Raw genomic sequence first — 25,809 nt, 5'->3', positions numbered from 1 at the left:
TGAAAATGGCGCAAACTTCAATGGATAGTCTGAAAGAGCAATTACGTGTTTATTTTATTATGGGAAGCAACAATTGTGAACGAAGTCCGTTAGAGGTGCTGACAGAAGCGATTGAAGGCGGAATTACGATGTTTCAATTTCGCGAAAAGGGCAAAGGGGCTCTTTCGAAAAAGGAGCAGTATGCATTAGCCAAAGAGTTGCAAGCGCTTTGCCGGAAGCACCATATTCCGTTTATTGTGAATGATGATGTGGAGCTAGCATTAGAGCTTGATGCTGATGGGGTCCATATTGGACAAGACGATGAACGGGCAGATGTCGTACGAAAAAAAATAGGAAATAAAATTCTCGGCGTTTCAGCTCATAATTTGGCAGAAGCGAAACGCGCCATTGAGCAAGGCGCTGACTATCTTGGAGTCGGTCCTATTTTTCCAACCAGCACAAAAGAAGATGCAAAAGAGGCACAAGGAACGGCCGTTCTTCGTCTTATGCGTGAGCATGGTCTGTCGATACCGATCGTGGGCATTGGCGGAATTACCGCGAACAACGCAAAGAAGGTTATTGCCGCTGGAGCAGACGGGGTGTCTGTCATTAGCGCGATCAGTTTAGCTCCTTCTCCTAAAAAAAGTGCGGAATGGCTGGCAAGAGCGGTTTCTGAAGCACTGAACGAATAAGGATGTCGATCATTGGACTACTCCATATCCCGACAGAAGACTATCGCCTCAAGGAACATGACGGGCATCGCTTCATGAGTTAGAGAGAGAAATGTCGGTTGGCATTGGCCAAAGTAGTGGAATCACAAGAATCTATGTGCTATTCTATACTTGTAAGTGGTTCTTGGAAAAACTGAAGATAGAGGATTGTGACAAGGAACACCGTCCGTTACGTAAAAGCTTCAACGTTCCCTTGTCTGTGCACGGTTCGAAGCAACGAAAACCGAGCCCAGTCGAACGTGTGAAGCGGACGAATGTACAAGCTTTCTTGTCGTTTCCCGTTGGAACAACGGGGAAGGTCTGCTAGCTGAAAAATCGAAGGATGTTTCCATGTTCGCAGGAATCTCCCACTTTGAAGCGAAAGTGGTAGTAATTCAAAGATGATATGATATAATGGAAAAGGAAAAGACGAAAATGAAGCGCATGGAGTGAATGATATGAACATAGGATTTGGCGAGATTGCCTTGATCGTATTTTTTGCCCTGTTACTTTTCGGCCCGAAAAAGCTGCCAGAGCTTGGACAAGCAGCTGGAAAAACGCTCCGCGAATTTAAAAATGCTACAAAAGGCATCATGGATGACGAAGAACAGAAAACGAAAAAGCACGACTGAAAAAACCGCTTGGCATAGCCGAGCGGTTTTTTAGTCTAATTCACATTCTTTGAGGGGAACGACCTTTGTCTTTTTCACGATTTTATAGCCAAGCCAAACCGCTAAAAACAATGGCAGTCCAATGTAGGAAACGAGAATGCCGTACCAATCGATTGACTTCCCCATAAAGGCCCCATAGTTCTGTCCCAAAATGACAATCGTGCAAAGCACTAGAGCGAACAATGGTCCAAATGGAAACCATTTGGCTTTATAAGGAAGATCATTGAGATCGCGCCCTTGCGCGGCATATGCTTTGCGGAAACGGTAGTGACTGACCGCGATGCCTAGCCACGCAATGAATCCCGACATACCCGAGGCATTTAATAACCATACATAAACGGTGCCATCGCCAAAGAACGAAGCCAAAAAAGCAAGCGTTCCTAGTGAAGCTGTGACTAGTAATGCATTAACAGGAACACCGCGGTGATTTAGCTTGGCCAGAAATTTTGGCGCTTTTCCTTCTTTTGCTAGATCCCAAAGCATTCGAGTAGACGCATACATACCGGAATTTCCGGCTGATAAAACCGCTGTTAAAATGACGGCGTTCATAACGGATGCAGCCAACGCAATGCCAGCTTTATCAAAGACGAGAGTAAATGGGCTGACCGTAACGTCGCTATTCGCTAGATTTTCATTTGTATACGGAATAAGCAGCCCGATTGCTAAAATAGCCAGTATATAAAATAGCAAAATACGCCAAAATACTTGACGAATGGCGCGAGGAATGTTTCGTTTCGGATCCTCGCTTTCACCGGCTGCAACCCCAAGCAGCTCTGTTCCTTGGAAAGAAAATCCTGCGGCCATAAAAATGCCGAGAGTCGCCATGAACCCACCATGGAACGGAGCGTCGTCGATGGTGAAGTTTCTAAATCCAACCGCTTCACCACCCATAATACCTATAATCATGAAAAAGCTGACAATAAGAAAAATAATAACCGTTACTACTTTAATAAGGGAAAACCAATATTCGGCTTCACCAAATCCTTTTACAGATAAATAGTTAAGTAAAAACATAATCACTAAGCATAATGCGCTCCATAAAAGTGAAGGGCTATTCGGAAACCAAAATTTCATGATCATAGTCACAGCCGAGAGTTCTGCGGCAATTGTAATGGCCCAGTTATACCAGTAGTTCCATCCTAAAGCAAATCCGAGAGCAGGATCGACAAATTTCGTTGCATACGTACTAAACGTTCCGGTAACGGGCATATAAGCGGCCATTTCCGCAAGGCTGGTCATCAAAAAATATACCATCACTCCAATCGCGATATACGCTATGAGCGCTCCACCCGGTCCAGCGGTATGAATCGCTCCGCCGCTTGCTAAAAACAACCCAGTACCAATCGTTCCCCCAAGAGAAATCATTGTTAGATGCCTTGTTTTTAGCTTTCGTTGCAGCTGGTTAGGCGAAGCCGGTGTGGCGGCTTCCTGTTTTTGCATGACGCTTTCCATGTTTTCATCGCTCCTTTTTTTCATGTTGTCATGGAAAGGAGCCGGGCAATAAAAAAAGCCGCCGAAGGAGATTCGGCGGCAATGCAATCATTACCCGTATCAACCCTTCCGTGAAGATAGCGCCCCACGGTTGCTTTACGCAAACCGTGACAGTGCTGCACCTATTCGGTGACAGCCCCAGTTCGCACATCCAGAGAAATGTGCCAACTTCGGCGGCTTTTCCCTTCGAGCGAAGTCTTCAATGTTCTCTGCATCTCGTTCGCTGTACTCATAAAAGCCGCAACCTCTACCTCATCGGGTGAATGAGGATGCTATTCATTTTGTTCCATGATGATTATAAAACAATTTTTGTACAAAAACAATATTTATTTATGCTTCAATCGCAAAAAAGCCAAACCCTTCTATGTTTACTATATACGTGGAATAGAGCGAGAGGCATGGAACGATAGAAATCCTGTTTCGTGAACTACTCACCACTTAGCTAAAGCTTGAAGTGGGAGCTTCTCAGTTCCACGACGAAAGCCGCCTTTCGTCTCCCTGAGCGTGACTTCGGGTCGTTCCAACCCTAGATGTCCGACAATTCGGAGTTCTTTTGTACCTTGGATATTTTACGCATGGAAGGATCCGCTTGGTTTTCGCATTTTATTTTCTCCATGCAACCTCCTATATCCAGTTATGAAAGAACGACATAGGTTTATTTTACCACAGGGTCAGACAATTGAACAGGCAAAAGCCTGTCCTTGTCCGAAGTCGATTCATCTCCCACTTTCATCAAGCTTCGCAAGATTTAGAAGTGGGAGACTTCTCGACTGAAGAATGTTAAAACGACCAATGGTAAATAAGCAAAGAAAAAAGGATTCACGATATAAGTGAATCCTTTTTTCTTTATTATTCTGACATTTCTACAAGTTTTTTCGATAATAATAACAGAACAAAGCCAAGAACAATGGTAATGCCGCCAATTAAGCTGAAAATTTCTAGATAGCCTAATGACTCCGTAAAAGCTGCTAATTGACCTGCTAAAATATTCGCGATACCAGTTGCTGATAACCAAACTCCCATTAGCAGGGAAGCGAGACGAATCGGTGCGATGCGGCTTGTAAGTGATAGCCCAACCGGTGATAGGCAAAGCTCACCAAGCGTATGCAAAAAGTATGTTAAAACAATAAATAATGCATTTGCTTTTACCGTAATGTGTTGCTCGTCGCTTCCGGTTTGCAGCAGAGCAGGAACCAAAACAGCAAATCCGAGACCAAGCAAAATCATACCTAATCCCATCTTTGTCGGAGCTGATAAATCACCGCGTTTAGAGTTAGCCAATTTTACCCATAATGCAGATAAAACGGGTGTTAATAGAACGATAAATAATGGATTTAATGATTGAAACCAAGAGGTTGGCATGGTCCAGCTGCCGATGGATTTATCGACGAACTTATCGGTATACAATGTAAGCGAGCTTCCTGCTTGTTCGAAGCCAGCCCAGAAAAAGACAACAAAGCACATTAAAATTAAGATCACACGAATGCGCTGTTTTTCTTTTTTTGTTAACGGCTCTTTTGGCGCAGTTGAAGCTGTTTTCTGTTTGCCAATCGGCTTTTTGCCGATTTCTCCTAGATAACGATTTCCTAATAGATTAAAAAATACTTGACCAATTATCATACCGATGGATGCGGCAAGGAAACCATATTTAAATCCATACTGCACGACGCCATTGACAGTCGTTTTAAAATAATCTTCAGCTAAAAATCCACAGATCAGCGGAGCAAAAAAGGCGCCGATGTTAATTCCCATATAGAAAATGGTAAAGGCTGCATCGCGGCGCTTGTCATTTGGTCCGTACAATTCACCGACAAGCGTCGAAATATTAGGTTTAAAGAAACCGTTTCCGATAATTAATAGTAAAAGCCCCGTATATAACCCTATTTTTGTATTGACCGCAAACAGTATAAGATTGCCGACGGCCATAATAATTCCGCCGATGGTAATAGCTAAGCGACGACCTAAAAAGCGGTCAGAAAGGTATCCACCGATAATAGGGGTAAAATAAACAATCCCTGTAAAGAACCCATAAATACTTACGGCGATTCTTTGATCAAATCCTAAACCGCCACTAATGGTTGCTGTCGTTAAATAAAGAACTAGGATCGCCCGCATTCCATAGTAGCTAAAACGCTCCCAAATCTCGGTGAAGAATAAAAGATAAAGCCCGGGAGGATGTTTTTTGCTTTGTTCCTGTTGCATCGGTTGAACCTCAGGTAATGCTCCCATTTTTCTTCCTCCTAAATTGATGATCGTGCAAAGAACATTTTATTTTATAAAATATCTATAAGTCAATAAAATTATATAGAAATAGAAAAATATAAACTTTTAAACTTATCTTTATCGATTTAATAGTGTTATTAATCTAAATATTATATTATTTGTATAATGAATCTTTCCATCATACTCTATATACTAGCTATTTCGTTCAATGGAAACAGGGCATTCATGGTGCTTGTTCAATTCATACTCGTTTGAGGAAGAAATGTTGACCCATTCCATTGGATGGCATCGCTTAAATGAAAAGATCGAAAGGTTCGTTCCATTTTCTCTATAGTTTCTCCATATAAACGGAATAATAGTTCTATTTTTAGGCGATCCATGCGCCTTGGAAAATGTTTTGTATGGTCTTGAAAGCTTAGGATTATGGATAAAAAAGTGAACAAATAGTGGTCAAGTTTTCTGAGATGCGCTACGATAAGATACGGAAGGAGGAGAAAGATTGAAGAAATACCTCATCGTGCTTTTGACTGCTTTTGCGGTTCTCGTGTTAACGGGATGCCAATCATCTTCAGAAAAAATTCCAGCTATTGTTCAACGGGTCATTGATGGGGATACGTTAAAAGTTGCAGTCGGAAGCAAAGAAGAAACCGTCCGTTTGTTGTTGGTTGACACACCTGAATCTGTACATCCGACCAAGCCCGTGCAGCCGTTTGGCGTGGAGTCAAGTCAATATGTGAAGCAATTACTGCCATCAGGGACAAAGGTGGAGCTGGAATTGGATGTGAGAGAGCGAGACAAATACGGCCGGCTGCTAGCCTATGTATGGATCGGAAACAAAATGCTTAATGAGCTGCTGCTGGAGCAGGGCTATGCTCGGGTGGCTTACGTATTTGAGCCTAATACGAAATATGTCGATGAATTCCGGCAAATTCAGGAGAAAGCCAGGGAGAAGCAACTGGGGACTTGGTCAATAGAAAATTATGCAACAGATCAAGGATTTAACGATCAAGCTTCTTCTTCATCATCGTGCTCTAAGCCAATGATTAAAGGCAATATTTCAAAAAGCGGAGAAAAAATTTATCATGTTCCTGGAAGTCCGCAATATAAGGTAACAAAGGCAGAAAGAATGTTTTGTACTGAGAAAGAGGCACAAGATGCAGGATTTCGCAAACCGCTACGCTAAATCCCTCTCTCCATATTAAGGGGAGAGGGATTTAGTTTGAACTGGGAAGGGAAATCATAAAGGAAGTAACATGCTGATTGGAAGAGCAGGTGATTTGGCCGCCATGATCTTCAATAATTTTTTTACATACATACAGGCCGATTCCTGTGCCAAGCTTTTTCGTTGTGAAAAATGGCTCAAAGATGGCGTGAATGGCTTCCGAAGGAATCATTGGACCGTTATTAGAAATCATGATGGCAATCTTTCCGTCCATCAATGACACATCGATATTGATCCGCCGCGGCTTTTCCTTTTCTTTGACCGCCTCGATGGAATTGAGAAGAATATTCATGATGACCTGTTTGAGCTGATTCCTATAGACAAATACAGTCAATGTTGAATCGATATTGGTAGACACATCGACATCTTCATCCACAAAGCTTGGGTACAGAAAGGATAGGATCTCTTCGAAAAACTCGGAAAGAGATACAGTCTCCTTTTTCTCTTCAACCGCTTCTTTTCTTGAAGCATGAAGAAATTGAGAAATGCGAAATTTCAATTGTTGGAGCTCATGTTCAATAATATCCAAATATTTTAAGGTTGGATGTTCAAATTTTAGCAGCTGAATAAACCCGATAATAGCCGTCAATGGATTGCGAAATTCATGAACGAAACTCGAAGACATTTGGCCAAGCAATGTGAGCCGATCTTTATGAGACTGAGAAATAAACAAGTTTCTTTTTTGAATTTCCGCATCTTTTAGTTCGGTGTATTTTGTAACCGCATAAAACGAAAAACGATCAAATAAAGCGTTAATATCGTCAATTAATGGTTGAAGCTCGTCAATTGGAAGACCAGACTGCAACGCATACCGGATTAATAGACTTCGGCCGAGGTTTGTATTATAGACAAATTCACCGATATTCACATTTGCTTCTGCTCTTTCTTTTGCGATTTTTTCCGCCAGTGCTTGAATGTGTTCTGACGGAAGGGGATGGCTGAGCATTTCTTTCACAAGTTGAAAGAAAGATAGCCCGTTATGCTCTACTTGATCAATATATTTATCATTATCGGCGATACGCACATGGTTTCGCCAATGCGTTAGAAAATCAGATACATGCTCTTCTAGAAACGCAATTAGTTTTTCTTTTGAAGACTCCAAATCCACTCACCTCATTTATCCGCTCGCCATCGCATGTTATTATTATAAAAGGAAATAGCTAAAATGATAAAGAGAAATATTGCTAAATTTGCAGTTTTTACAATGCTCTATTGCTGAATGATATCATACAAAATTTTTTCGTCATTTTTCACAAGTTTCTCACAATATTTGTTTATAATATGTCAAGTGTTTCGCCTGAAAAGGAGGAGAACAATGAGACTTGCCCTTGTGCTTGCCTTTATGTTTGTCAGCTTGTTAATGGGGTGCGAACGACAGGAAGAGTTTACGCCGATTCCTAAACGGATGAAAGTGTTGATTAGTATAAATATTAAGGATGGAAGTGTCACATTTTTCGATTTAAAACGTGAAAAAAAATACGCCCAATGGGAGCTTGGTCAGCCTATTCAAGGAGGAGTGCTGCTGAATAACGGGAGCACGCTGCTGTTATACGGACATGAGCTGGACCGGGCATATGAGTATAATTTGGCAACTGGGAAAATGGAGAAGGAATGGAAAACAGGCAAGGGGATTATTAGTGCACTTGTTTCCAATGATCAACAGCATCTATTATTAGCTGACCAAAATCAAAAGGCGATCCGCATTTTTCACATGAACGGCAAAGAAAATGGATCCATCAAAATAGGAAGCCAGCCCCTTACTCTACTGCAAAACAGCACAGGGACACGTGTGTATGCGATTGATTTCCAAGATGAAAAAGCCGCTGTGATCGATATGGAGAAACATCAAGTGACCCATACGTTTTCGGTTCCGAAATTTGCGCTCGGCGGTTTGCTTCGCGAGCGGGAGCAAGAGCTTTGGGTTGGCGGCCATGGAAGCGGAAGTTCGGTAGAAACCGTGATTCATATCTATTCATTACCTAGTGGAACACTCATGAAGACGATTCCTGCTCCAGAGATGCCTGTTAGTTTTGCCGAGACAAATGAAGGAATTTTTGCATTAAGTCACGGCTCAAATACTGTGCGCAAATGGGATCATGCAGGAGAGGAAAAAGCGTCGATTACAGTAGGGGCGAATCCGTTTGTGATGATTGGCGAAAGCCATTACTTATATGTCGCAAGCTATGACAGCAATGAAGTGACGGTCATTGATGGCCGTACACTCCAAGTGGTTCAACGATTGACAACGGGAAAAGGTCCGTTTCAACTAATGATAAGAGAGGAAGGGTGAGAATGGAGACGAAGCAAACGATTCTGGTTGTTGATGATGAGGAGGATATGCGTTTTTTAGTATGTATGTATCTTGAAAACTCCGGATTTACCTGTTTGCAAGCACAAGATGGACGAGAGGCGCTGGCGCTTATCCAGAAACAAACCATCGACTTGATTTTGCTTGATATCATGATGCCGAATATGGACGGGTTTTCATTATGTGAGCATATTCGCGGCTATTCGAATGTGCCGATTATCTTTTTGACAGCAAAAGGAGATGAATGGGATAAAGTTCGTGGATTTAAGCTTGGCGGTGACGATTACATCGTAAAGCCATTTAGCCCCGGAGAGTTAATTGCGCGCATTGAGGCGATCATGAGACGCACATATCAAGCCAAAAAGCAAGATGACCTTTCTTTTGGCGGGCTTTTGATTGATGAAAAAGGACGGAAAGTGACGGTAAAAGGAGAAAATGTTATTTTAACATTAAAAGAATTTGACTTGCTTCTTTTTCTTGCTAAGCATCACGGACAAGTATTTAGCAGGGAAGATTTGCTTATTCGGATATGGGGATATGATTATGCAGGAAACGCTCGAACGGTGGATACACACATTAAAACATTAAGGTTAAAGCTAAAGGAAAGTGGAGCATTCATTAAAACGGTGTGGGGGATTGGCTATAAATTTGAGGTGTGACAGATGCGGCGAAAATCCATGACTTTAGTACAAAAGATTTGGCTGGCTATGAGCCTTGTTGTGATTATTACTGTACTTTTTTCTTATTTTCTTTTAAATTATTTTTACCAAAATTTATATGTAAATAAAGTAGAACAAACATTGATTGAAGAAGGCAGAAATTTAGCAAGCGATTATCAAGGAGGACCAATAACTGAAGAATATCGGAAGAGGGTAGAATGGTATAACGAAAAGACGACATCGGAAGTGCTGCTCGTCAGCAACCCGCGGGAATTAAGCGCTTGTTTGCCGTTTCAAATCGATTACGATTCGTTGATTAGCGAAGCAGATCGGCAAAAGCTGCTTGAAGGAAAAGTAGTGACGAAAACAGGCTATGAAAAGCGATTTGGGCGCAAAATCATGGGTGTGATCGTGCCGCTATTGGACGAGCATCGCTTACAAGGAGTGTTTTATCTTTATATTCCGCTTGCGACCATTCAGGAAATGACCAAGGAGGCTGCGTCCATTTGGATTCCGCTTGCTATTTTATTTGTGGCGGCTTTGCTGCTGTTCGGAAAAAAAATGGCGGACCGCTTGGCTGGACCGCTCAAGGAGATGGAAAGAGTTGCTTACAGCATGTCGCAGGGGGATTATGAAGCAAGGATTCCGACTCAAGCGAATGACGAAATAGGAAGGCTCGCTCGGGCGTTTAATGTAATGGCAAAAGCCATTCACGAGGAGGATATGCGCAAGAGGGAATTCCTCGCCAATGTGTCGCACGAATTGCGAACGCCGCTCAGTTATGTCAAAGGATACAGTGAAGCCATTTTAGCAGGAATGGTGAAAACAAAAGAAGAAGAAACAAAATACATGAAGCTCATTCATCGAGAAGCAGGAAGAATGGAACGGCTTGTCCGCGACTTACTTGATTTAGCGCAATTGGAAGGAAAAAGCGTCCCACTGCAAAAGGTGCCGCTCGTATTTTCACAAGTTATTGAAGATACGTTAGCCAAATATGAGCCATTTTTGCATGAAAAGGAAATACAAGTTGTCGCGGATTTAAGTCCAGAAGTGATTGTTGAAGGGGATGGCGATCGCATGGAGCAAGTCATCCATAATTTGCTCGACAATGCGATCCGCTATACGCCAAAAGGAGGCACGATCACACTGCAGCTTTTTGAAGCGGAGACTCATTCTTGCTGCTTTGTCATCCGAGATTCCGGAAAAGGCATTCCAAAGGAGAAGCTCCCGCTGTTGGGACAGCGTTTTTTCCGTGTCGATCAAGCGCGCACAAGAGCAGAAGGCGGCACGGGGCTTGGATTAGCGATTGTCAAACAGATCGTCCATCTTCATGGTGGTACGATAGCGTTTGCCAGCGAAGAGGGAAAAGGAACAGAGGTGTTCATTTGTTTGCCAATGTGGGATGACCAGCAACATGAGGTCGAGTGAACGGAATACAGAATCATGAAAAACTCCAGCCACTCTCGGTGCGACAGATCCAATCCATTCACTCGGTTCTTGCGCTCTGTGATCTTATGAATGAGCAGTATCAGTAAAACTTACAAACCGGGATTCTAGAATAAAAGCTTGTTTGATCTTTCAGCTTCCCTCTTCCTCACATAAATGGCCAAGCGTTGAAAGAGGAAAGGTGAAGCAATATAATCGTTAAAGAAAAATGATAAACAAAGGTTGGCGATATTGATGAAGCGGTATCAGTCTATTTTAGATGTGATCGGCAATACACCAGTAGTCAAACTAAACCGAATTCCCGATCCGAAGGGAGCAGAGGTATATATCAAGCTTGAATCATTTAATCCGGGTGGAAGCGTGAAAGATCGGGCTGCATTTCAAATGATTCAGCGCGCGGAGGAAGAAGGGAAAATCGTGCCAGGAAAAAGTACGATTATTGAGCCGACCTCTGGAAATACAGGGATCGGACTAGCCATGGTATGCGCTGCGAAAGGTTATCGCTGCATGATTACCATGCCGGATAATGCCACAATGGAGCGTGTCAAGCTTTTAAAGGCGTACGGCGCTGAGGTGCATCTAACTCCTTCTTCGCTTCGCATGCAGGGGGCGATTGATGAAGCGCATCGTCTTGCGGCTGTTATTGAAGATAGTTTTATTCCAATGCAATTTGAAAATCCCGCTAATCCAGATGCCCATAGACAGAGCACGGCTTTAGAAATTTTAGCGGCCTTTGAAGGAAGGCTTGATGCTTTTGTGCTAACCGCTGGAACAGGAGGAACCGTGACGGGTACGGGCGAGGAGCTAAAAAAGCATCTTCCTCGTTTGCGGATTTATGTCGTAGAACCGTACGGCTCGCCTGTACTGTCTGGAGGAGAACCGGGGCCGCATAAAATCCCGGGAACTGGGCCTGGATTTGTTCCAAAGATATTAAATCGCGACATTTTTGATGAAATTTTATTAATTAAAGATGAAGATGCCCAAACGATGGCGCGCCGTTTAGCAGCAGAAGAAGGGATTTTGGTGGGGGCTTCAGCTGGCGCGGCTGCACATTATGCGATAGAAATAGCAAAGCGATTGCCGTCTGATGCCCGTGTTCTTTGCATGGCGCCCGATTCTGGAGAACGGTATTTATCATGGGATTTGTTCAATTTTTAGAAAGGCTCGCTGACTGGCGCGCCTTTTATAGCTATTTATTGTGACGTAACTTGGCAGCTCAACATTGGCATTGATATGGAAGCGACGCATCATCAAAATAGATACATTCCATTTTCTAATTTCTATATGCACAACAAACTCTCGTTTGGTTATGGATGAGATCGGTGAATGGCAGGAGAGATAAAGAGGAAGCCGCTCTTCCTTCCTTTGGATTGTTTGGTATTTTGCTCGCTACAAAACTGTTTCAAAGCAAACCGTTTGCATGGATGAAAGTGAATAAAATAGCTGCTAAAATAAACGCACGACATTTTCGTGCTTTTTTTATTGAAAACGAACCTCTATTCTCTAAAATAGAAATAGGTAGGTGAGAAACATGCTGAACCAGCGCAAAACGTTGCAACAAGTCATTGAAGACTGGAAAGAGAATGAATGCGTTGCCTATTGGCATACCATTCCGGAAAAAGAAGCACAAAGCACACCGTTTCCTGAATCGCTTCATCCTGCTTTGCGGCATGCTTTAGAGAAACGAGGCATTTCATCGTTATATATCCATCAAAAAAAAGCATATGAAGCGGTAGAAGCCGGACGAAATATCGTGGCTGTTACACCGACGGCGTCAGGAAAAACATTGTGTTATAACTTGCCTGTGCTGCAGAAGATATTGCAGCAAAAGGAAGCAAGAGCGCTTTATTTATTCCCGACGAAGGCGCTGGCTCAAGATCAAAAAAGCGCCTTAAATGAGCTTATTGGGGAAATGGAAACAACGATTTATTGTGATACGTATGATGGAGATACATCGCCAACCATTCGGCAAAGGGTGAGAAAAGCGGGCCATATTGTCATAACAAATCCCGATATGTTGCATTCAGGAATTTTGCCGCATCATACGAAATGGGTGTCATTGTTTGAGAATTTGCAATTTGTTGTGATTGACGAGCTTCACACATATCGGGGAGTATTTGGCAGCCATGTTGCCAACGTCATCCGTCGTTTAAAACGAATTTGTGAATTTTATGGAAGTCATCCGCGTTTTATTTGCACATCGGCCACGATTGCGAACCCAAAAGAGCATGCAGAAGTGCTAACAGGGGAAGCGATGGAGCTCATTGATCAAAATGGAGCGCCGTCGGGAAGAAAGCATTTTGTCTTTTATAATCCTCCGGTTGTCAACCGAGCATTAAACATTCGCAGAAGTGCTACATTGGAAGCGAAAGCGATCGCGAGCGAACTGTTAAAGCATCGCATTCAAACCATCGTATTTGCAAAAAGTCGTGTTCGTGTCGAAATTTTGCTTACTTATTTGCAACAGCTCATCAAGCACGAATTGGGGAGCAAAGCTATTCGTGCTTATCGGGGAGGCTATTTGCCGAACGAGCGCAGAGAGATTGAACGAGGGTTGCGAAACGGAGAAATTTATGGAGTAGTCAGTACGAATGCGCTTGAGTTAGGAGTGGACATCGGCCAGCTGCAGGCATGCGTGCTAACAGGATATCCTGGTACGATTGCAAGCACTTGGCAGCAGGCGGGGCGGGCTGGTCGACGTCAAGAGGAAGCAATGGTAGTCATGGTGGCCAGCTCCAGCCCGCTCGATCAGTATATTATTCAACATCCTGCATATGTATTGGAGAGGAGTCCGGAAAGCGCACGCTTAAATCCGAACAATCTTGTGATTCTCGTCGATCACGTGAAATGTGCGGCTTTTGAATTGCCTTTTCGCCAAGGGGAAACATTTGCTGGTGTCGAGATCGAGGAAATTCTTGAATATTTGGCAGACGAGCGAGTGCTTTATCAACGAGGAAATAAATGGCATTGGATGAGTGACTCGTTTCCAGCTCATGGCATCAGTTTGCGTTCCGCCTCTCAGGAAAATGTGGTCATTATCGATGTGTCAAATAGAGGAGACCATCGGGTAATCGGAGAAATGGACCGCTTTAGTGCGATGACATTGCTTCATGAGGAAGCGATCTATTTGCATCAAGGGGTTCAGTATCAGGTGGAGAAGCTGGATTGGGAAGAGAAAAAAGCGTATGTTCGCGAAGTGGATGTCGACTATTTTACTGATGCGAATGTAGCAGTCGAATTGAAAGTGCTCGAGGAGGATCGGAAGAGGGAAGCGGACTTATCAATTATCGGATTTGGCGATGTGATGGTGCTCGCGAAAGCGACAATTTTTAAAAAAATCAAACTAGAAACACACGAGAATATCGGCTCAGGACCGATTTATTTGCCGGAGGCGGAGCTGCACACGAACGCCGCATGGATCAGCATCAAACGAGAAGCGTTGCCGCATTGGAACGATGAACGCATGGAGCAAGGGTTGCTTGGAATCACCCATGTCCTCCAGTATGTGGCTTCTTTGTTTTTGATGTGCGACCGCACTGACTTGCATGTCGTACCGCAAGTAAAATCGCTCCATAATGAACAACCGACCATTTTCGTTTATGATCGGTATCCGGGAGGAATTGGACTGAGTGATGCGTTGTATCATGAGATGGAGCAGGTGCTTAGGGAAGCCAAACAAATGATTGAGCGCTGTCCATGTGAATCTGGTTGCCCGTCCTGCATTGGGACTCATATATCATCCGAACGAGCGAAACGCGATGCGCTTAAGCTTTTGGCCATCCTTAACGAAGAAAAGGAGGAGGAGCATGTCGATTAAAGAAAAGCTGGCAAAATTAAAAGGAACGAGTATCGCCGCGGCTTCGCCAGCTTGCAGAGATGATGAAACAGAGACGGACGTGCCTTATTTGGCACAATGGCGTACCATGAATGCTGAGCCGTTTTTTTTCGATGGAGAGTATTGCTTGATTCGCGAAGTCACTTATTCACTCGATCAACAGCATGGAATCTATCGGCTTGGCGAATTGCATGAGATCCATGAAAAATGGCAGCAGGCTTTATTCTCTCATCCGCTTTCTAGCAAAGGCCATGATATAAGCGATTTATTTTTTTTTGATACGGAAACGACAGGACTTGGAAGCGGAACAGGAAATACAATTTTTTTGCTTGGACATGCACGTGTATATGCTGATCGCATTGTGGTGCGTCAGCATTTTTTGCCGCATCCGGGGGCGGAAGTAGCCCTTTATCAAAGCTTTTTATCAGAGGTAGACTATACAACGCTTGTGACCTATAACGGAAAAGCCTTTGATTGGCCGGTGTTAAAGACGCGTCATACCCTCCTCCGTGACACCGTACCGAAATTGCCGGCATTTGGGCATTTCGATTTATACCATGCTTCACGAAGAATATGGAAGCATCGGTTGGAATCTGTCAAGCTAGCCCATGTAGAGAAAGAAATTCTTGGGGTGGAGCGAACAGAGGATATTCCCGGGTTTTTAGCACCTATGATGTATTTTGAATTTCTCTCATCAAAGCAACCAGACGGAATGACCGGGGTGCTGAAGCATAACGAAATGGATGTGCTGTCTCTTATTGTTCTATACATTCATTTATCGAAGCAAATTTTGCAAGCGTACGATATCGAACATGTGACAGAAAAGTTAGAGATGGGCCGATGGTTTGATTCTGTTGGCGAAGCTGGGGAAGCGAGAAAAATATATGAGCAAGTAGCCGAAAAGGAAGGGAAGGAATCCGCAAGAGCGAAATGGCAGCTTTCGCTTATTTATAAAAAAGAAAAGCAGTATGAAAAGGCCGTCAAACTTTGGAGAGAGCTGTTGCAGGCTGATTTTGATCCGCGGAGCATCAAAGCTGCAGTGGAGCTGGCCAAACTATATGAACATGTTTATAAAAAGCCAGAAGAGGCTTATGAATATGCGCAAACAGCTTATCACATGTGGAAAAAGATCGCTCGTACCCATCGCTTCAGCGAGCCCTCCGACGAGTTGCTCAAGCGATTGAAGAGGCTTGAACGGAAAATCAGGAAATGATGATTTCCCCGGAAAGCGCAAAAAACGACAGAACATACAGAAAATTTATTTTTTATTGCGAATATTGTAGAAAAATCGCAAAGGGTGTACAATTATGTGTTGTGAATAGTGCGAAAAAACAAGTAGTAATGGGGAGACGAGCCTTGAAAAGGATGTATAAAAAAATTTTGTATTTATTTTTTGTCGTGGTTGGCTTAACGGTCGTTGTATTTACCAATTTAACATGATATAACGGAGAAAATGGGTATCTATACTAGTACGTGTCCGCTCCTTTCATCATAGGCTAGTATTGTAAAACAGCTTATGATAAATCAAAAGGAGAGATGTATTTATGCATTGCAGACCAAATGTAACGGCGCCAATTGTTCATCCGCCAAAATGTTGTGTACAGCATCACTTCCAAGCAACCATCGTACCACATATTCACCCGTCTCATACGACGCATGTCAATCATCATCTTTACCAGCATCAACACTATTTCCCGCACACGGAGTCGGCGGTAAATGAGACGGCAAATCAACAATTCTTTTGCGGTGGAGGCCCTGCGCCAATGCCACTTGGACCAGGACCAGTAGGACCAGGCCCAGCAGGACCGATGCCTTGGGGTTTCTAAGCCGCAAAGAAACAGGAACTGAAAAATTCAGTTCCTGTTTTATTTCTCCGAAAAGGAGGGAGAAAAAAGTGCTCAAGGTCCTTGCATTAAGCGGATACAAGCCGCATGAGCTTCATATTTTTTCCCATCATCACCCAGCTGTTGCTTATATCAAAAAAGCGATTAAAAAGCGTCTAACGGAGCTGGCGGATGAAGGTCTGGAATGGGTCATGATTAGCGGACAGCTTGGCGTCGAATTATGGGCAGCAGAAGCGGTATATGAATTGCAGGAATCCTATCCGCATCTGCGTTTAGCCGTCATTGCTCCATTTTTAAATCAAGAAGAACGATGGAAGGGAGAAAACCGCGAGTATTACGAATCGATTGTCTCACAAGCGGACTTTTTTGACTGTGTAACTAAACGCCCTTACGAAAGTCCTATGCAATTTCGCTTAAAAAACGAATTTATTGTTGCTAAAAGTGAGGGGCTGCTGCTTGTTTATGACGAAGAGCAAGAAGGAACGCCAAAGTTTTTACTAAACGTCGCCAAAAGAAGAAAAAACTATCCTATTTTTTTTATTTCATTTTCTGATTTACAGGCTATCATAGAAGAAGAACAAATGAATCAATGGTAAATTGACAATCGATCGACTTTCTGAAAAAATAAAGAAAAGAAAAGCGGAATGTGGAATTAAGGGGGCGAATTTTTATGTTAGCAGGTCGCGTGAAACTGACAGCGAAGGATATTCTAGAAAAAGAATTTAAAGTAAGCATGCGGGGCTATAATCAAGATGAGGTAGATCAGTTTTTAGATGCGATTATTAAGGATTATGAAGCGTTTCATCAAGAAATTGAGGAGCTTCAGCAAGAAAACCTACGTTTAAAGCATCAAATAGAGCAACTGCAAAAACGGCCAGCTACTCCTGTTGGCACGACCAATTTTGATATTTTACAGCGGTTGTCAAATTTAGAAAAGCACGTATTTGGCAACAAATTATATGAGTAGGCTACATAAAACACAAAATTTCCATTGAAGTGAAGGAAAAAATGGACTATACTACATTATGCAGATATTGCGCCATTGATAATGTTCGGGTAATCGCTGCGGCAGTTTTGCCGTAGAGGAAAGTCCATGCTCGCACGGTGCTGAGATGCCCGTAGTGTTCGTGCCTAGCGAATCCATAAGCTAGGGCAGTCTGGCTTCGGCTGGGCTGACGGCGGGGAAAGAGCCTAAGTCAAGTTCTGATATGGCTCAATTACCCTGAAAGTGCCACAGTGACGTAGCTCTAAGGGAAACCTTAGAGGTGGAACGCGGTAAACCCCTCGAGCGAGAAACCCAAATGATGGTAGGGGCATCTTCCCGAAGGAAATGAACGGAGGGAAGGACAGATGGCATGTTCCATCTGTAGATAGATGATTACCGCCGGAGTACGAGGCGAAAAGCCGCTTGCAGTACGAAGGAACAAAACATGGCTTACAGAGCATTATTAATGGCTAAACATGGTGGCAAAAGCTCTCCTGCATATAGGAGGGCTTTTCTTGCTTCTGTCGAACGGTGCTGTGTATCGTTAAAGATCCTTTTTTCTCTCGAATGCTTTTGATGCTCCTAGGGTGGGAAGGCTGCCAAAAAGCTTTGGGATTTTAGAGCCGATCATTGCTTTGTTTTTTACGGTGCATACATAAAATATCTCTTCGGCTAAATCGAGCCATCTTTTCCATGTATTTATACAGTATAAGGACAACAGGTTCTCATGGCACAAGTACATAAAATATTTATCATTTTTGAACGTTCAAACACATATTCCATCATTCTAAAATGATACAATGAAATTAAAGCGGTTGAAGCTAGAGAAAATCATATGCAGTCGGTCTTTTTCTTTTGTTTCGTTCACGCATATGAGAGTACAGAGAGATCACCCTTTTCTACCTGCAATCATTCATATCGTGGCGATGTATGTTTTTTCATGCCAATCTGCGCATAAGTCAAAGGCAAGTCATCGACTTGCCTTTGTTACGCACCCGTTCTCCTAGAAGCGCTCCTGAGCTTATGTGGTAAGTGAAGCGAAGAGTGTTGTGAATGACCAGACAAGACGTTCTTTTACTGACTATAAAGGGGGATGTTGGTCATGCTAAAACAAAATATACTCTCTAAAATTGCCCAAAACGTCATTAACCATATTCATGAGGGGCTTATTATCACCGATGAAAAAGGAAAGATTGTATTTGTCAATCCGGCTTTTGAAATGGTCACAGGATACGTCGCAGAAGAAGTGATTGGAGAAAACCCAAACATTTTGCAATCAGGGGTACACAACAAAGAATTTTATGAAAGCATGTGGAATGAGATTATTCATCGCGGTTTTTGGGAAGGGGAAATTTGGAATAAACGAAAGAACGGAGAGCTATTTGTTGAGTGGCTGAAAATCCATTCCATTAAAGACAGCGAAGGAGCGATTACAAATTATGTTGCGATTTTCTCCGATATTACGGAGCGGAAAAAAAATATTGAGCAGCTAAAAAAGATGGCACATTATGATATTTTGACAGGTGTGCCCAATCGTTATTTATTAACGAAACGGATCGAAAGCTTAATTCAAACGTCTAGGAAATATAATCAGCAATTTGCTGTTTTGTTTTTAGACTTGGACCGATTTAAGTACGTCAATGATACGCTGGGCCATCTGGCGGGAGATTTGCTGCTGAAAAAGGTGGCCCAGAGATTGAAAGGGATTTTGCAAAGAAAGGATACGATCGCCAGAATCGGCGGAGACGAGTTTATTATAGTTCTCCCTAACTTGAGGCATATTAGAGAAGCGATTCAAATAGCAGAAGCCATCCATGAAGCCTTGAAGGCTGCTTTTCGCTTAAATGGCCATGAAGCTTATATTTCAGTGAGCATCGGAATCAGCTTTTACCCGCACGACGGGGAGGACATCGAAACATTGATTCGCAATGCAGACCGGGCGATGTATCAGGCAAAAGTAAGCGGCCGAAATCATTTTGAAGTGTATCATAGTGAATCACATGATCAGGACCAGCAAGGCTTTTTTCTTGAAAATCTGCTCCGAAAAGCAGTCATACACAAAGAATTTGAATTGCATTATCAGCCGCAAATTCACATTGAAACAAAACAAATTTATGGTGTGGAGGCCTTGCTCAGATGGAAGCGTCCGGATATCGGCTTTGTATCTCCAGGCCAGTTTATTCCGATTGCCGAAGAATCGGGGATGATCATCCCCATTAGCGAGTGGGTGCTTTTGCAAGCCTGTGAAGATTTAAAAAGGCTAAGTTTAACCTATCCGCATTTAAAAATGTCCGTTAATATTTCAGCTATTCATTTTCAGCAAGCCGATTTTGTGAAAAAGCTTGAACAAATGATCGAACAGTCGAACGTAAATCCAAGGTTTTTAGAATTAGAGCTGACAGAAAGTACGATTATGCCTCGTGCGGAAAAATCCATTGAACAGCTAGTGAAGCTGAAGCAGCTCGGTCTGAAAATTGCGGTCGATGATTTTGGCACCGGTTTTTCTTCTCTAAGCTATTTGCGCCGTTTTCCTATCGATATTTTAAAAATTGATCAAAGCTTTATTAAAAGCTTGTCGTCTTCCTATGATGACGCATCCATTGTTACAGCGATTATTAAAATGGGGCAAAATTTACGGCTTTCGATTATTGCCGAGGGAGTAGAAACGGAAAAGCAGTTTAAGTTTTTGCGGCAGCAAGGATGTGATTACGCACAAGGGTATTATATATCGAAGCCTCTGCCGTTCGCGGAACTGCAAGAATTTTTAAAGGAATGGACAGCGATTATAGGAGGGAATACAGATGGATAAACTGACGATTATTGCGACTGCAGCCATGGGACTTGAATCAATTGTAGCAGAAGAAGTGCGGCGCCTTGGCTATGAATGCACGGTTGAGAACGGCAAAATTACATTTGCTGCCGATGAATTGGCTATTTGCCGCTCCAATTTATGGCTGCGAACAGCGGATCGAATCAAATTAAAAATGGGTGAATTTCGAGCAACAACCTTTGAAGAATTGTTTGAGCAAACGAAAGCGCTCCCGTGGGCAGATTATATCCCTGTTCATGCGGAGTTCCCGGTCATCGGAAAATCAGTGAAGTCCCAATTGTTCAGCGTTTCTGATTGTCAAGCTATTGTAAAAAAAGCCGTTGTTGAAAGTTTAAAGCAGCATTATCGGGTATCGTGGTTTGAAGAGACGGGACCGCTCTATCGCATTGAAGTGGCGCTGCATAAAGATATCGCTACCTTAACGATTGATACAAGCGGAGCCGGTCTTCACAAACGCGGCTATCGCGTTGCTCAAGGGGAAGCGCCATTAAAGGAAACATTGGCGGCCGCGCTCATTCAATTAACAAATTGGACACCAGATCGTCCATTCGTCGATCCTTTTTGCGGATCGGGAACCATTCCCATTGAAGCGGCACTGATCGGGCAAAACATTGCTCCTGGGTTTAATCGCGACTTTGTGTCGGAACAATGGGACTGGATTGGCGAGCGCCATTGGGAGCGGGCGCGTGAAGAGGCAGAGGATTTGGCGAAATATGATCAGCCGCTTGATATTTCCGGATTCGATATTGATCACCGCATGGTTCAAGTAGCCAAAGATAACGCGCTAGAAGCGGGATTAGGCGATATCATTGCATTTAAGCAGATGCAAGTAAAGGATTTTACAACTAACAAACTATACGGAGTGATCCTCGGCAATCCGCCATACGGCGAGCGGCTTGGCGAGCGGAAGCAGGTAGAGGAAATGTATAAAGAAATGGGACAAACCTTCGCTAAGCTTGATACATGGTCCATCTATATGTTAACTGCGCACAAACAATTTGAAACATATTATGGGAAACCGGCAACCAAGCGCCGCAAGCTTTTCAATGGCTTTATTGAAACACAATATTATCAATATTGGGGGCCACGTCCTCCAAAAGAGCGATGAGTGAAGGAGCAAGTGAAAAGTTTTTACCTCGCAGACGAACAACCAATATTCCATTTTTATTGTTGCACCGCATCTCTTTTATTTTAAACGAGGTGCGGTTGTTTTTTGTCGATTATTGATGTTTTATGTGATGAAGGGTTTTTCGAGAAATCAGATATTTACTGAATCGATTCGCTGCAAAGTAAAAATTTATATATAAGATTAGGCGTATGGACGATCCAATGAGCAGCCCTGAATCCCTCATTTTTTTGCTGAAGTCAGCAAACAGAAAAGCGGACGTTAAGCCATATTACTCTGTTTTTATTAATGAATCATCAACACTAGTGATATAACGATAAAAACAAATACTTCCTTTCTCCTTTTTGTTGAAACATCATGACGAATAGGTAAAGAAATATAGCATGATTTGTTTCTTTTGGGCATATAAATAATATCGGCACCTATTGTGCACAAAAATGCATCATTCTTCCATTCGCAAGGAAATGGCTGGTTCAACGGCTTGCATATTTCTGGATATTTTGGAGATAAAGGAAGACAAGACTCTTGATTGCGCGTTTATTCGCTTGAAATAAACGTTTATATCTGCTTTGATGCGAGTCTTGCAGAAATAACAAAATGGATGAAGGAGAGAATGAAATGGCTTTATTATGTAAGGATTTGTTAAAAATTTCTCAAGCGCTCGACAAAACCTATGCTCTGTTAGAGAAGCATCAGGAGGAAACAACAGGGCTTGAAAGCATTGAAATAGCCAAACACGAATGGAAACAAGCATTTACATATGCAATGTCTGATGTGTTTCGTGCGTAATGGCGGCCAGTGTTCCGACTCTTACATTGACATCCTCCGACAGATAAGGGATAATAATTGATTGTTACTCTTATTATGTTGGAGGGGGTCGAAGGATGAGCCGCGAGCGCTATCCTTTTTCGTTAGAAAAAAACGAGAACTTTTTTGATAAATTAAATGAATGGATCGGCGATGTATTTTATGATATTTTGCCGGACGCTGGCTTTGAATTGCGCGATGAGCAAGTTTATATGGCGTTTCAGCTGGAAAGAGCGTTTAAAGAAAAGAAAGTGATGTTTGCTGAAGCAGGGGTGGGAACAGGAAAAACGATCGTTTATTTGCTTTATGCGATCTGTTATGCGCGTTATACCGGGAAACCAGCGATCATTGCTTGTGCCGATGAAACGCTCATTGAGCAGTTAGTGAAAAAAGAGGGGGATATCGCCAAAATTTCCCATGTGCTCGACTTGCATATTGATGTGCGTCTTGCTAAATCACAAGATCAGTATTTATGTTTAAATAAGCTTGATCGAGTGTTAATGACGGAAGATGATGTCGAGCTTTACGAGCAAATTTTTGATGATCTTCCTGATTTTGTACATGATTACAAAGCGCTGCAGTCGTTCTATCATTACGGAGACCGCAAAGAATATGCACATTTAAGCGACGAGCAATGGCGAAAAATTGCCTGGGATTCATTTCAAGATTGCTTTGCCTGTGATAAGCGGCATCGCTGTGGACAAACATTGTCGCGTGAGCATTATCGGAAAGCAGCTGATTTAATTGTTTGTTCACACGATTTTTATATGGAGCACGTATGGACATATGAGGCACGCAAACGGGAGGGACAGCTTCCGCTTTTGCCTGAGGCGTGCTGTGTGGTCTTTGACGAAGGGCATTTATTGGAATTTGCCGCTCAAAAGGCCTTAACATATCGAATGAAGGAAACAACATTAGAAACACTATTGACTCGCTTATTAGAAAACGACATTCGTGAGGAGCTCGCTTATCTTATTGAAGAAGCACTGCAACTGAATGCTCGCTTTTTTGCTGAGCTGACGGCTTGCGCGGTAGAAATTGCAGGTTCGAATCGCCAAGAAATTTCTTTCTCTGACCAGTTGATGAAACGAGGCAAACAACTGCTTGCAGCGATTGAGAAGATCGGCAATGAACTTGTTTTTGAAAGTGAAACATTTACCATCGATCACTATCAATTAAATATTGTTGATGAATATTTAGATCAGATTAGCCATTCACTTCACTTATTGATCCATAATCGTGATGCGATTACGTGGCTGGAAGTACTGAACGAAGGAAAAACACTAGTCATCATGCCGCGGACGGTGCAGGAAGTATTGCAGGAGAAAGTGTTTAGCAAAAATATTCCTTTTATCTTCTCATCTGCTACGCTGTCGAATCACCAATCGTTTGAGTATATCGCTATGAGCTTAGGAATTAAGGATTATTTATCTTTTAGCGTGGAATCACCGTTTAATTACGATGAGCAGATGACGATTTATATGCCGTTTTTTGCAAATGATGAAACGTTATTTGAACAAAAATATCGCTATGCGCTGCAAAAAATTCGCGAAACAAATGGACGGGCTTTACTTTTGTTCCCTTCACGGCAAGAGCTGCAAAGATTTAAGAAAAAGGCCGTACATGAGGACGGGCTTTCCTTTTTATTTGAAGGAGACCAAGAAATAAGTGAGCTTGTAGCGACTTTCCAAAGACAAGAAGAAACGATTTTATGCTCTGAACATTTATGGGAAGGATTAGATATTCCGGGACCGTCGTTGGCAAACGTCATCATCTGGTCGCTTCCATATCCGCCAAACGACCCTGTGTTTCAAGCGAAACGGAAGGCATACGAAAATCCATTTTGGGAAGTCGATGTTCCGTATATGTTATTGCGGTTGCGCCAAGGAATAGGGCGACTGATCCGCACACATGAGGATCAAGGAATCGTGTCCATTTTTGTAACGAATGAGGAAAGCGAGAAAGTAATTGAAGCAGTTAAAAGAGTGCTGCCGACGAATGTAAGGGAAGAATAATTTCTTCCCTTTTTTTTCGTGGCATGGTTATTTTCATAAAGAAAGAGGAAAAGGAAGATGAAGAGGGAATTATAATAATTTGGGCGAACCAAGAAAGGGGGATAAAGATGCTGAAGGAAATGGAGCAGCAATTTTTGCGCTATATAAAAAAAATGATGAGCTACAATGAAGCGATCCAACTAATGTATTGGGACATGCGGACTGGCGCTCCGAAAAAAGGCTTAGAGCAGCGTGCAGAAGTAGTCGGCATTCTATCTCAAGAAATGTTTAAAATGTCGATATCAGAGGAAATGGCCGCTTATATCGCCAAGCTTTCACCAAGCCATGTGCAAACGGAGCTATCTGCAGTGGTGCAATGTGCCTTAGCGGAATGCAGAAAAGAATATGAACGAAATAAAAAAATTCCGGTTGAGGAATATAAGGAATATGTTGTGTTGCAGTCGAAAGCGGAAAGCGTTTGGGAAGAAGCGAAAGAAAAATCCGATTTTGCGATGTTTCGTCCTTATTTAGAAAGATTAGTGGAGTTTAATCAAAAATTTATCGAATATTGGGGCTATCAAGGACATCCGTACAATACGTTGCTTGATTTGTATGAACCGGGCATAACGGTTGAACTGCTCGACCAAGTATTTGCCAAACTGCGAGAGCGTATGGTTCCGCTTGTTCAAGCAGTGGCCGCTGCCGAGCATAAACCCGATACCTCATTTTTATTTCAGAAATTTCCGAAGGAGAAACAGCGCGCTTTTAGCCTCGAATTGTTGCGCGAGCTTGGCTACGATTTTTCCGCCGGCCGTTTAGACGAGACGGTTCATCCGTTTGCGATTGGGTTAAATCCAGGAGATGTCCGGATTACCACTCGATACGATGAGCACGATTTTCGCACGGCTCTATTTGGTACGATTCATGAGTGCGGCCATGCGATATATGAGCAAAATATTGCTAAAGAGCTGGTCGGTACGCCCCTATGTACAGGAACGTCAATGGGAATTCATGAGTCGCAGTCGCTGTTTTACGAAAATTTCATCGGCCGTCATTATTCATATTGGAAGCGCCATTATCCGCTTCTCCAGAAATACGCGCCAGAGCAATTTGCCAGCATCACATTAGATGAGTTTTATCGGGCGGTGAATGAAGCGAAGCCATCTCTTATTCGCATTGAAGCGGATGAGCTCACCTATTCTTTACATATTATGATTCGCTATGAAATCGAGAAAGAACTGTTCAATGGAAGCGTTGCTGTGGACGACTTGCCAGAGCTTTGGAACGATAAATACGAGGAATATCTAGGCATTCGACCGGATTCCGATGCGTCTGGCATATTGCAGGATGTGCATTGGTCAGGAGGCAGCTTTGGCTACTTTCCTTCTTATGCGCTTGGCTATATGTATGCCGCCCAATTCAAGCATGCGATGCTGAAGGATCTGCCTCATTTTGACGATTTGCTGGAAAAGGGAGACATGCTCCCGATCCGCAGCTGGCTGACAGAAAAAGTCCATTGCTTCGGAAAAACGAAAAAGCCGCTTGACATTTTGCAAGAAGCGACAGGTGAAGAGCTAAATGTGGATTATTTAATTCAATACCTAGAAGATAAATATCGAGCGATTTATCAGCTATAAACCTATTGGAACCACCTTTTGCCCGCTTGGATAGGCGGAGAA

At 42.8% G+C, this 25,809-nt stretch carries 20 protein-coding genes, 1 other RNA gene and 1 riboswitch; of the genes, 18 read left to right on the top strand and 3 right to left on the bottom strand.

Annotation, left to right across the window (positions count from 1 at the left end):
- Positions 1-5: 5 nt before the first annotated feature.
- On the top strand, positions 6-671 hold the full coding sequence (gene thiE / locus GRQ40_RS10300) for a thiamine phosphate synthase (RefSeq protein ID WP_066148685.1): 666 nt from the start codon (positions 6-8) through the stop codon (positions 669-671).
- Positions 672-1,147: 476 nt separating this feature from the next.
- Positions 1,148-1,321 carry a twin-arginine translocase TatA/TatE family subunit gene (locus GRQ40_RS10295; protein ID WP_044746464.1) on the top strand — a complete coding sequence of 58 codons (174 nt, stop codon included), beginning with the start codon at positions 1,148-1,150 and terminating at the stop codon, positions 1,319-1,321.
- Between the two features lie 30 nt (positions 1,322-1,351).
- On the opposite strand, the gene GRQ40_RS10290 is transcribed toward GRQ40_RS10295, so the two are convergent.
- Positions 1,352-2,812 (bottom strand): amino acid permease, encoded by a 1,461-nt coding sequence (locus tag GRQ40_RS10290; protein WP_159719920.1) that lies wholly within the window; start codon positions 2,810-2,812, stop codon positions 1,352-1,354.
- A 109-nt stretch (positions 2,813-2,921) separates the two neighbouring features.
- Positions 2,922-3,109: riboswitch (Lysine riboswitch) on the bottom strand.
- Positions 3,110-3,700: 591 nt separating this feature from the next.
- The gene (locus GRQ40_RS10285) at positions 3,701-5,080 is read right to left on the bottom strand and encodes a peptide MFS transporter (RefSeq protein WP_066148689.1); all 1,380 of its coding nucleotides are present in this window, start codon (positions 5,078-5,080) and stop codon (positions 3,701-3,703) included.
- A 493-nt stretch (positions 5,081-5,573) separates the two neighbouring features.
- On the opposite strand from GRQ40_RS10285, the gene GRQ40_RS10280 reads away from it, so the two are divergent.
- Complete coding sequence (locus tag GRQ40_RS10280; protein WP_159719919.1) at positions 5,574-6,257, top strand: thermonuclease family protein; 684 nt, start codon at positions 5,574-5,576, stop codon at positions 6,255-6,257.
- Between the two features lie 31 nt (positions 6,258-6,288).
- On the opposite strand, the gene GRQ40_RS10275 is transcribed toward GRQ40_RS10280, so the two are convergent.
- The gene (locus tag GRQ40_RS10275; RefSeq protein WP_066148691.1) at positions 6,289-7,398 is read right to left on the bottom strand and encodes a histidine kinase N-terminal domain-containing protein; all 1,110 of its coding nucleotides are present in this window, start codon (positions 7,396-7,398) and stop codon (positions 6,289-6,291) included.
- 213 nt (positions 7,399-7,611) lie between these two features.
- On the opposite strand from GRQ40_RS10275, the gene GRQ40_RS10270 reads away from it, so the two are divergent.
- The 15 genes from GRQ40_RS10270 to GRQ40_RS10205 all read left to right on the top strand — a co-directional run bounded on the left by GRQ40_RS10270 (position 7,612) and on the right by GRQ40_RS10205 (position 25,767).
- Positions 7,612-8,586, top strand: coding sequence for a YncE family protein (locus tag GRQ40_RS10270; RefSeq protein WP_159719918.1), 975 nt, complete (start codon positions 7,612-7,614; stop codon positions 8,584-8,586).
- 2 nt (positions 8,587-8,588) lie between these two features.
- Complete coding sequence (locus GRQ40_RS10265; RefSeq protein WP_044742549.1) at positions 8,589-9,263, top strand: response regulator transcription factor; 675 nt, start codon at positions 8,589-8,591, stop codon at positions 9,261-9,263.
- 3 nt (positions 9,264-9,266) lie between these two features.
- Positions 9,267-10,691, top strand: coding sequence for a sensor histidine kinase (locus tag GRQ40_RS10260; RefSeq protein WP_159719917.1), 1,425 nt, complete (start codon positions 9,267-9,269; stop codon positions 10,689-10,691).
- Positions 10,692-10,943: 252 nt separating this feature from the next.
- Positions 10,944-11,867 (top strand): cysteine synthase A, encoded by a 924-nt coding sequence (gene cysK, locus GRQ40_RS10255; RefSeq protein WP_044742551.1) that lies wholly within the window; start codon positions 10,944-10,946, stop codon positions 11,865-11,867.
- 376 nt (positions 11,868-12,243) lie between these two features.
- Complete coding sequence (locus GRQ40_RS10250) at positions 12,244-14,526, top strand: DEAD/DEAH box helicase (RefSeq protein WP_156450526.1); 2,283 nt, start codon at positions 12,244-12,246, stop codon at positions 14,524-14,526.
- A complete protein-coding gene (locus GRQ40_RS10245) occupies positions 14,516-15,757 on the top strand; it encodes a ribonuclease H-like domain-containing protein (RefSeq protein ID WP_159719916.1) in 1,242 nt (413 codons plus the stop codon). The genes GRQ40_RS10250 and GRQ40_RS10245 overlap by 11 nt, the downstream gene beginning before the upstream one ends.
- Positions 15,758-16,088: 331 nt before the next feature.
- Positions 16,089-16,370, top strand: a complete 282-nt coding sequence (locus GRQ40_RS10240; RefSeq protein WP_159719915.1) for a spore coat protein — start codon at positions 16,089-16,091, stop codon at positions 16,368-16,370.
- Positions 16,371-16,438: 68 nt separating this feature from the next.
- Positions 16,439-16,984: an SLOG family protein gene (locus tag GRQ40_RS10235; RefSeq protein WP_159719914.1), complete on the top strand. Its 546-nt coding sequence runs from the start codon at positions 16,439-16,441 to the stop codon at positions 16,982-16,984.
- Positions 16,985-17,058: 74 nt separating this feature from the next.
- A complete protein-coding gene (gpsB, locus tag GRQ40_RS10230; RefSeq protein WP_044742380.1) occupies positions 17,059-17,355 on the top strand; it encodes a cell division regulator GpsB in 297 nt (98 codons plus the stop codon).
- Between the two features lie 81 nt (positions 17,356-17,436).
- Positions 17,437-17,831, top strand: an RNA gene (rnpB, locus tag GRQ40_RS10225) — RNase P RNA component class B.
- 644 nt (positions 17,832-18,475) lie between these two features.
- Positions 18,476-20,182, top strand: a complete 1,707-nt coding sequence (locus tag GRQ40_RS10220; protein ID WP_236546247.1) for a putative bifunctional diguanylate cyclase/phosphodiesterase — start codon at positions 18,476-18,478, stop codon at positions 20,180-20,182.
- On the top strand, positions 20,175-21,311 hold the full coding sequence (locus GRQ40_RS10215) for a THUMP domain-containing class I SAM-dependent RNA methyltransferase (protein ID WP_159719912.1): 1,137 nt from the start codon (positions 20,175-20,177) through the stop codon (positions 21,309-21,311). Before GRQ40_RS10220 ends, GRQ40_RS10215 begins: the two co-directional genes overlap by 8 nt.
- A 636-nt stretch (positions 21,312-21,947) precedes the next feature.
- Positions 21,948-22,118 (top strand): hypothetical protein, encoded by a 171-nt coding sequence (locus tag GRQ40_RS18325; protein ID WP_172798631.1) that lies wholly within the window; start codon positions 21,948-21,950, stop codon positions 22,116-22,118.
- 95 nt (positions 22,119-22,213) lie between these two features.
- Positions 22,214-24,151, top strand: a complete 1,938-nt coding sequence (locus tag GRQ40_RS10210) for an ATP-dependent DNA helicase (RefSeq protein ID WP_080862828.1) — start codon at positions 22,214-22,216, stop codon at positions 24,149-24,151.
- Between the two features lie 107 nt (positions 24,152-24,258).
- Complete coding sequence (locus tag GRQ40_RS10205; protein ID WP_080862829.1) at positions 24,259-25,767, top strand: carboxypeptidase M32; 1,509 nt, start codon at positions 24,259-24,261, stop codon at positions 25,765-25,767.
- Positions 25,768-25,809 lie beyond the last annotated feature (42 nt).

It is taken from the genome of Anoxybacillus sp. PDR2 (genome assembly GCF_009834045.1).
In the GTDB taxonomy this organism is placed as follows: Bacteria; Bacillota; Bacilli; order Bacillales; family Anoxybacillaceae; genus Anoxybacteroides; species Anoxybacteroides rupiense.
The sequence above is the reverse complement of the archived record's forward strand: the minus strand, read 5'-3'. Positions and strand labels throughout refer to the sequence as shown.

Bases quoted from the DNA above. Each gene is read 5' to 3' on its own strand.
- GRQ40_RS10215 (WP_159719912.1), top strand. From the start codon at position 20,175: ATGGATAAACTGACGATTATTGCGACTGCAGCCATGGGACTTGAATCA.
- GRQ40_RS10245 (WP_159719916.1), top strand. From the start codon at position 14,516: ATGTCGATTAAAGAAAAGCTGGCAAAATTAAAAGGAACGAGTATCGCC.
- GRQ40_RS10270 (WP_159719918.1), top strand. From the start codon at position 7,612: ATGAGACTTGCCCTTGTGCTTGCCTTTATGTTTGTCAGCTTGTTAATG.
- GRQ40_RS10260 (WP_159719917.1), top strand. From the start codon at position 9,267: ATGCGGCGAAAATCCATGACTTTAGTACAAAAGATTTGGCTGGCTATG.
- gpsB (WP_044742380.1), top strand. From the start codon at position 17,059: ATGTTAGCAGGTCGCGTGAAACTGACAGCGAAGGATATTCTAGAAAAA.
- GRQ40_RS10265 (WP_044742549.1), top strand. From the start codon at position 8,589: ATGGAGACGAAGCAAACGATTCTGGTTGTTGATGATGAGGAGGATATG.
- GRQ40_RS10240 (WP_159719915.1), top strand. From the start codon at position 16,089: ATGCATTGCAGACCAAATGTAACGGCGCCAATTGTTCATCCGCCAAAA.
- GRQ40_RS10290 (WP_159719920.1), bottom strand. From the start codon at position 2,812: ATGGAAAGCGTCATGCAAAAACAGGAAGCCGCCACACCGGCTTCGCCT.
- GRQ40_RS10205 (WP_080862829.1), top strand. From the start codon at position 24,259: ATGCTGAAGGAAATGGAGCAGCAATTTTTGCGCTATATAAAAAAAATG.
- GRQ40_RS10295 (WP_044746464.1), top strand. From the start codon at position 1,148: ATGAACATAGGATTTGGCGAGATTGCCTTGATCGTATTTTTTGCCCTG.
- GRQ40_RS10220 (WP_236546247.1), top strand. From the start codon at position 18,476: ATGCTAAAACAAAATATACTCTCTAAAATTGCCCAAAACGTCATTAAC.
- GRQ40_RS10285 (WP_066148689.1), bottom strand. From the start codon at position 5,080: ATGGGAGCATTACCTGAGGTTCAACCGATGCAACAGGAACAAAGCAAA.
- GRQ40_RS18325 (WP_172798631.1), top strand. From the start codon at position 21,948: ATGGCTTTATTATGTAAGGATTTGTTAAAAATTTCTCAAGCGCTCGAC.
- thiE (WP_066148685.1), top strand. From the start codon at position 6: ATGGCGCAAACTTCAATGGATAGTCTGAAAGAGCAATTACGTGTTTAT.
- GRQ40_RS10210 (WP_080862828.1), top strand. From the start codon at position 22,214: ATGAGCCGCGAGCGCTATCCTTTTTCGTTAGAAAAAAACGAGAACTTT.
- cysK (WP_044742551.1), top strand. From the start codon at position 10,944: ATGAAGCGGTATCAGTCTATTTTAGATGTGATCGGCAATACACCAGTA.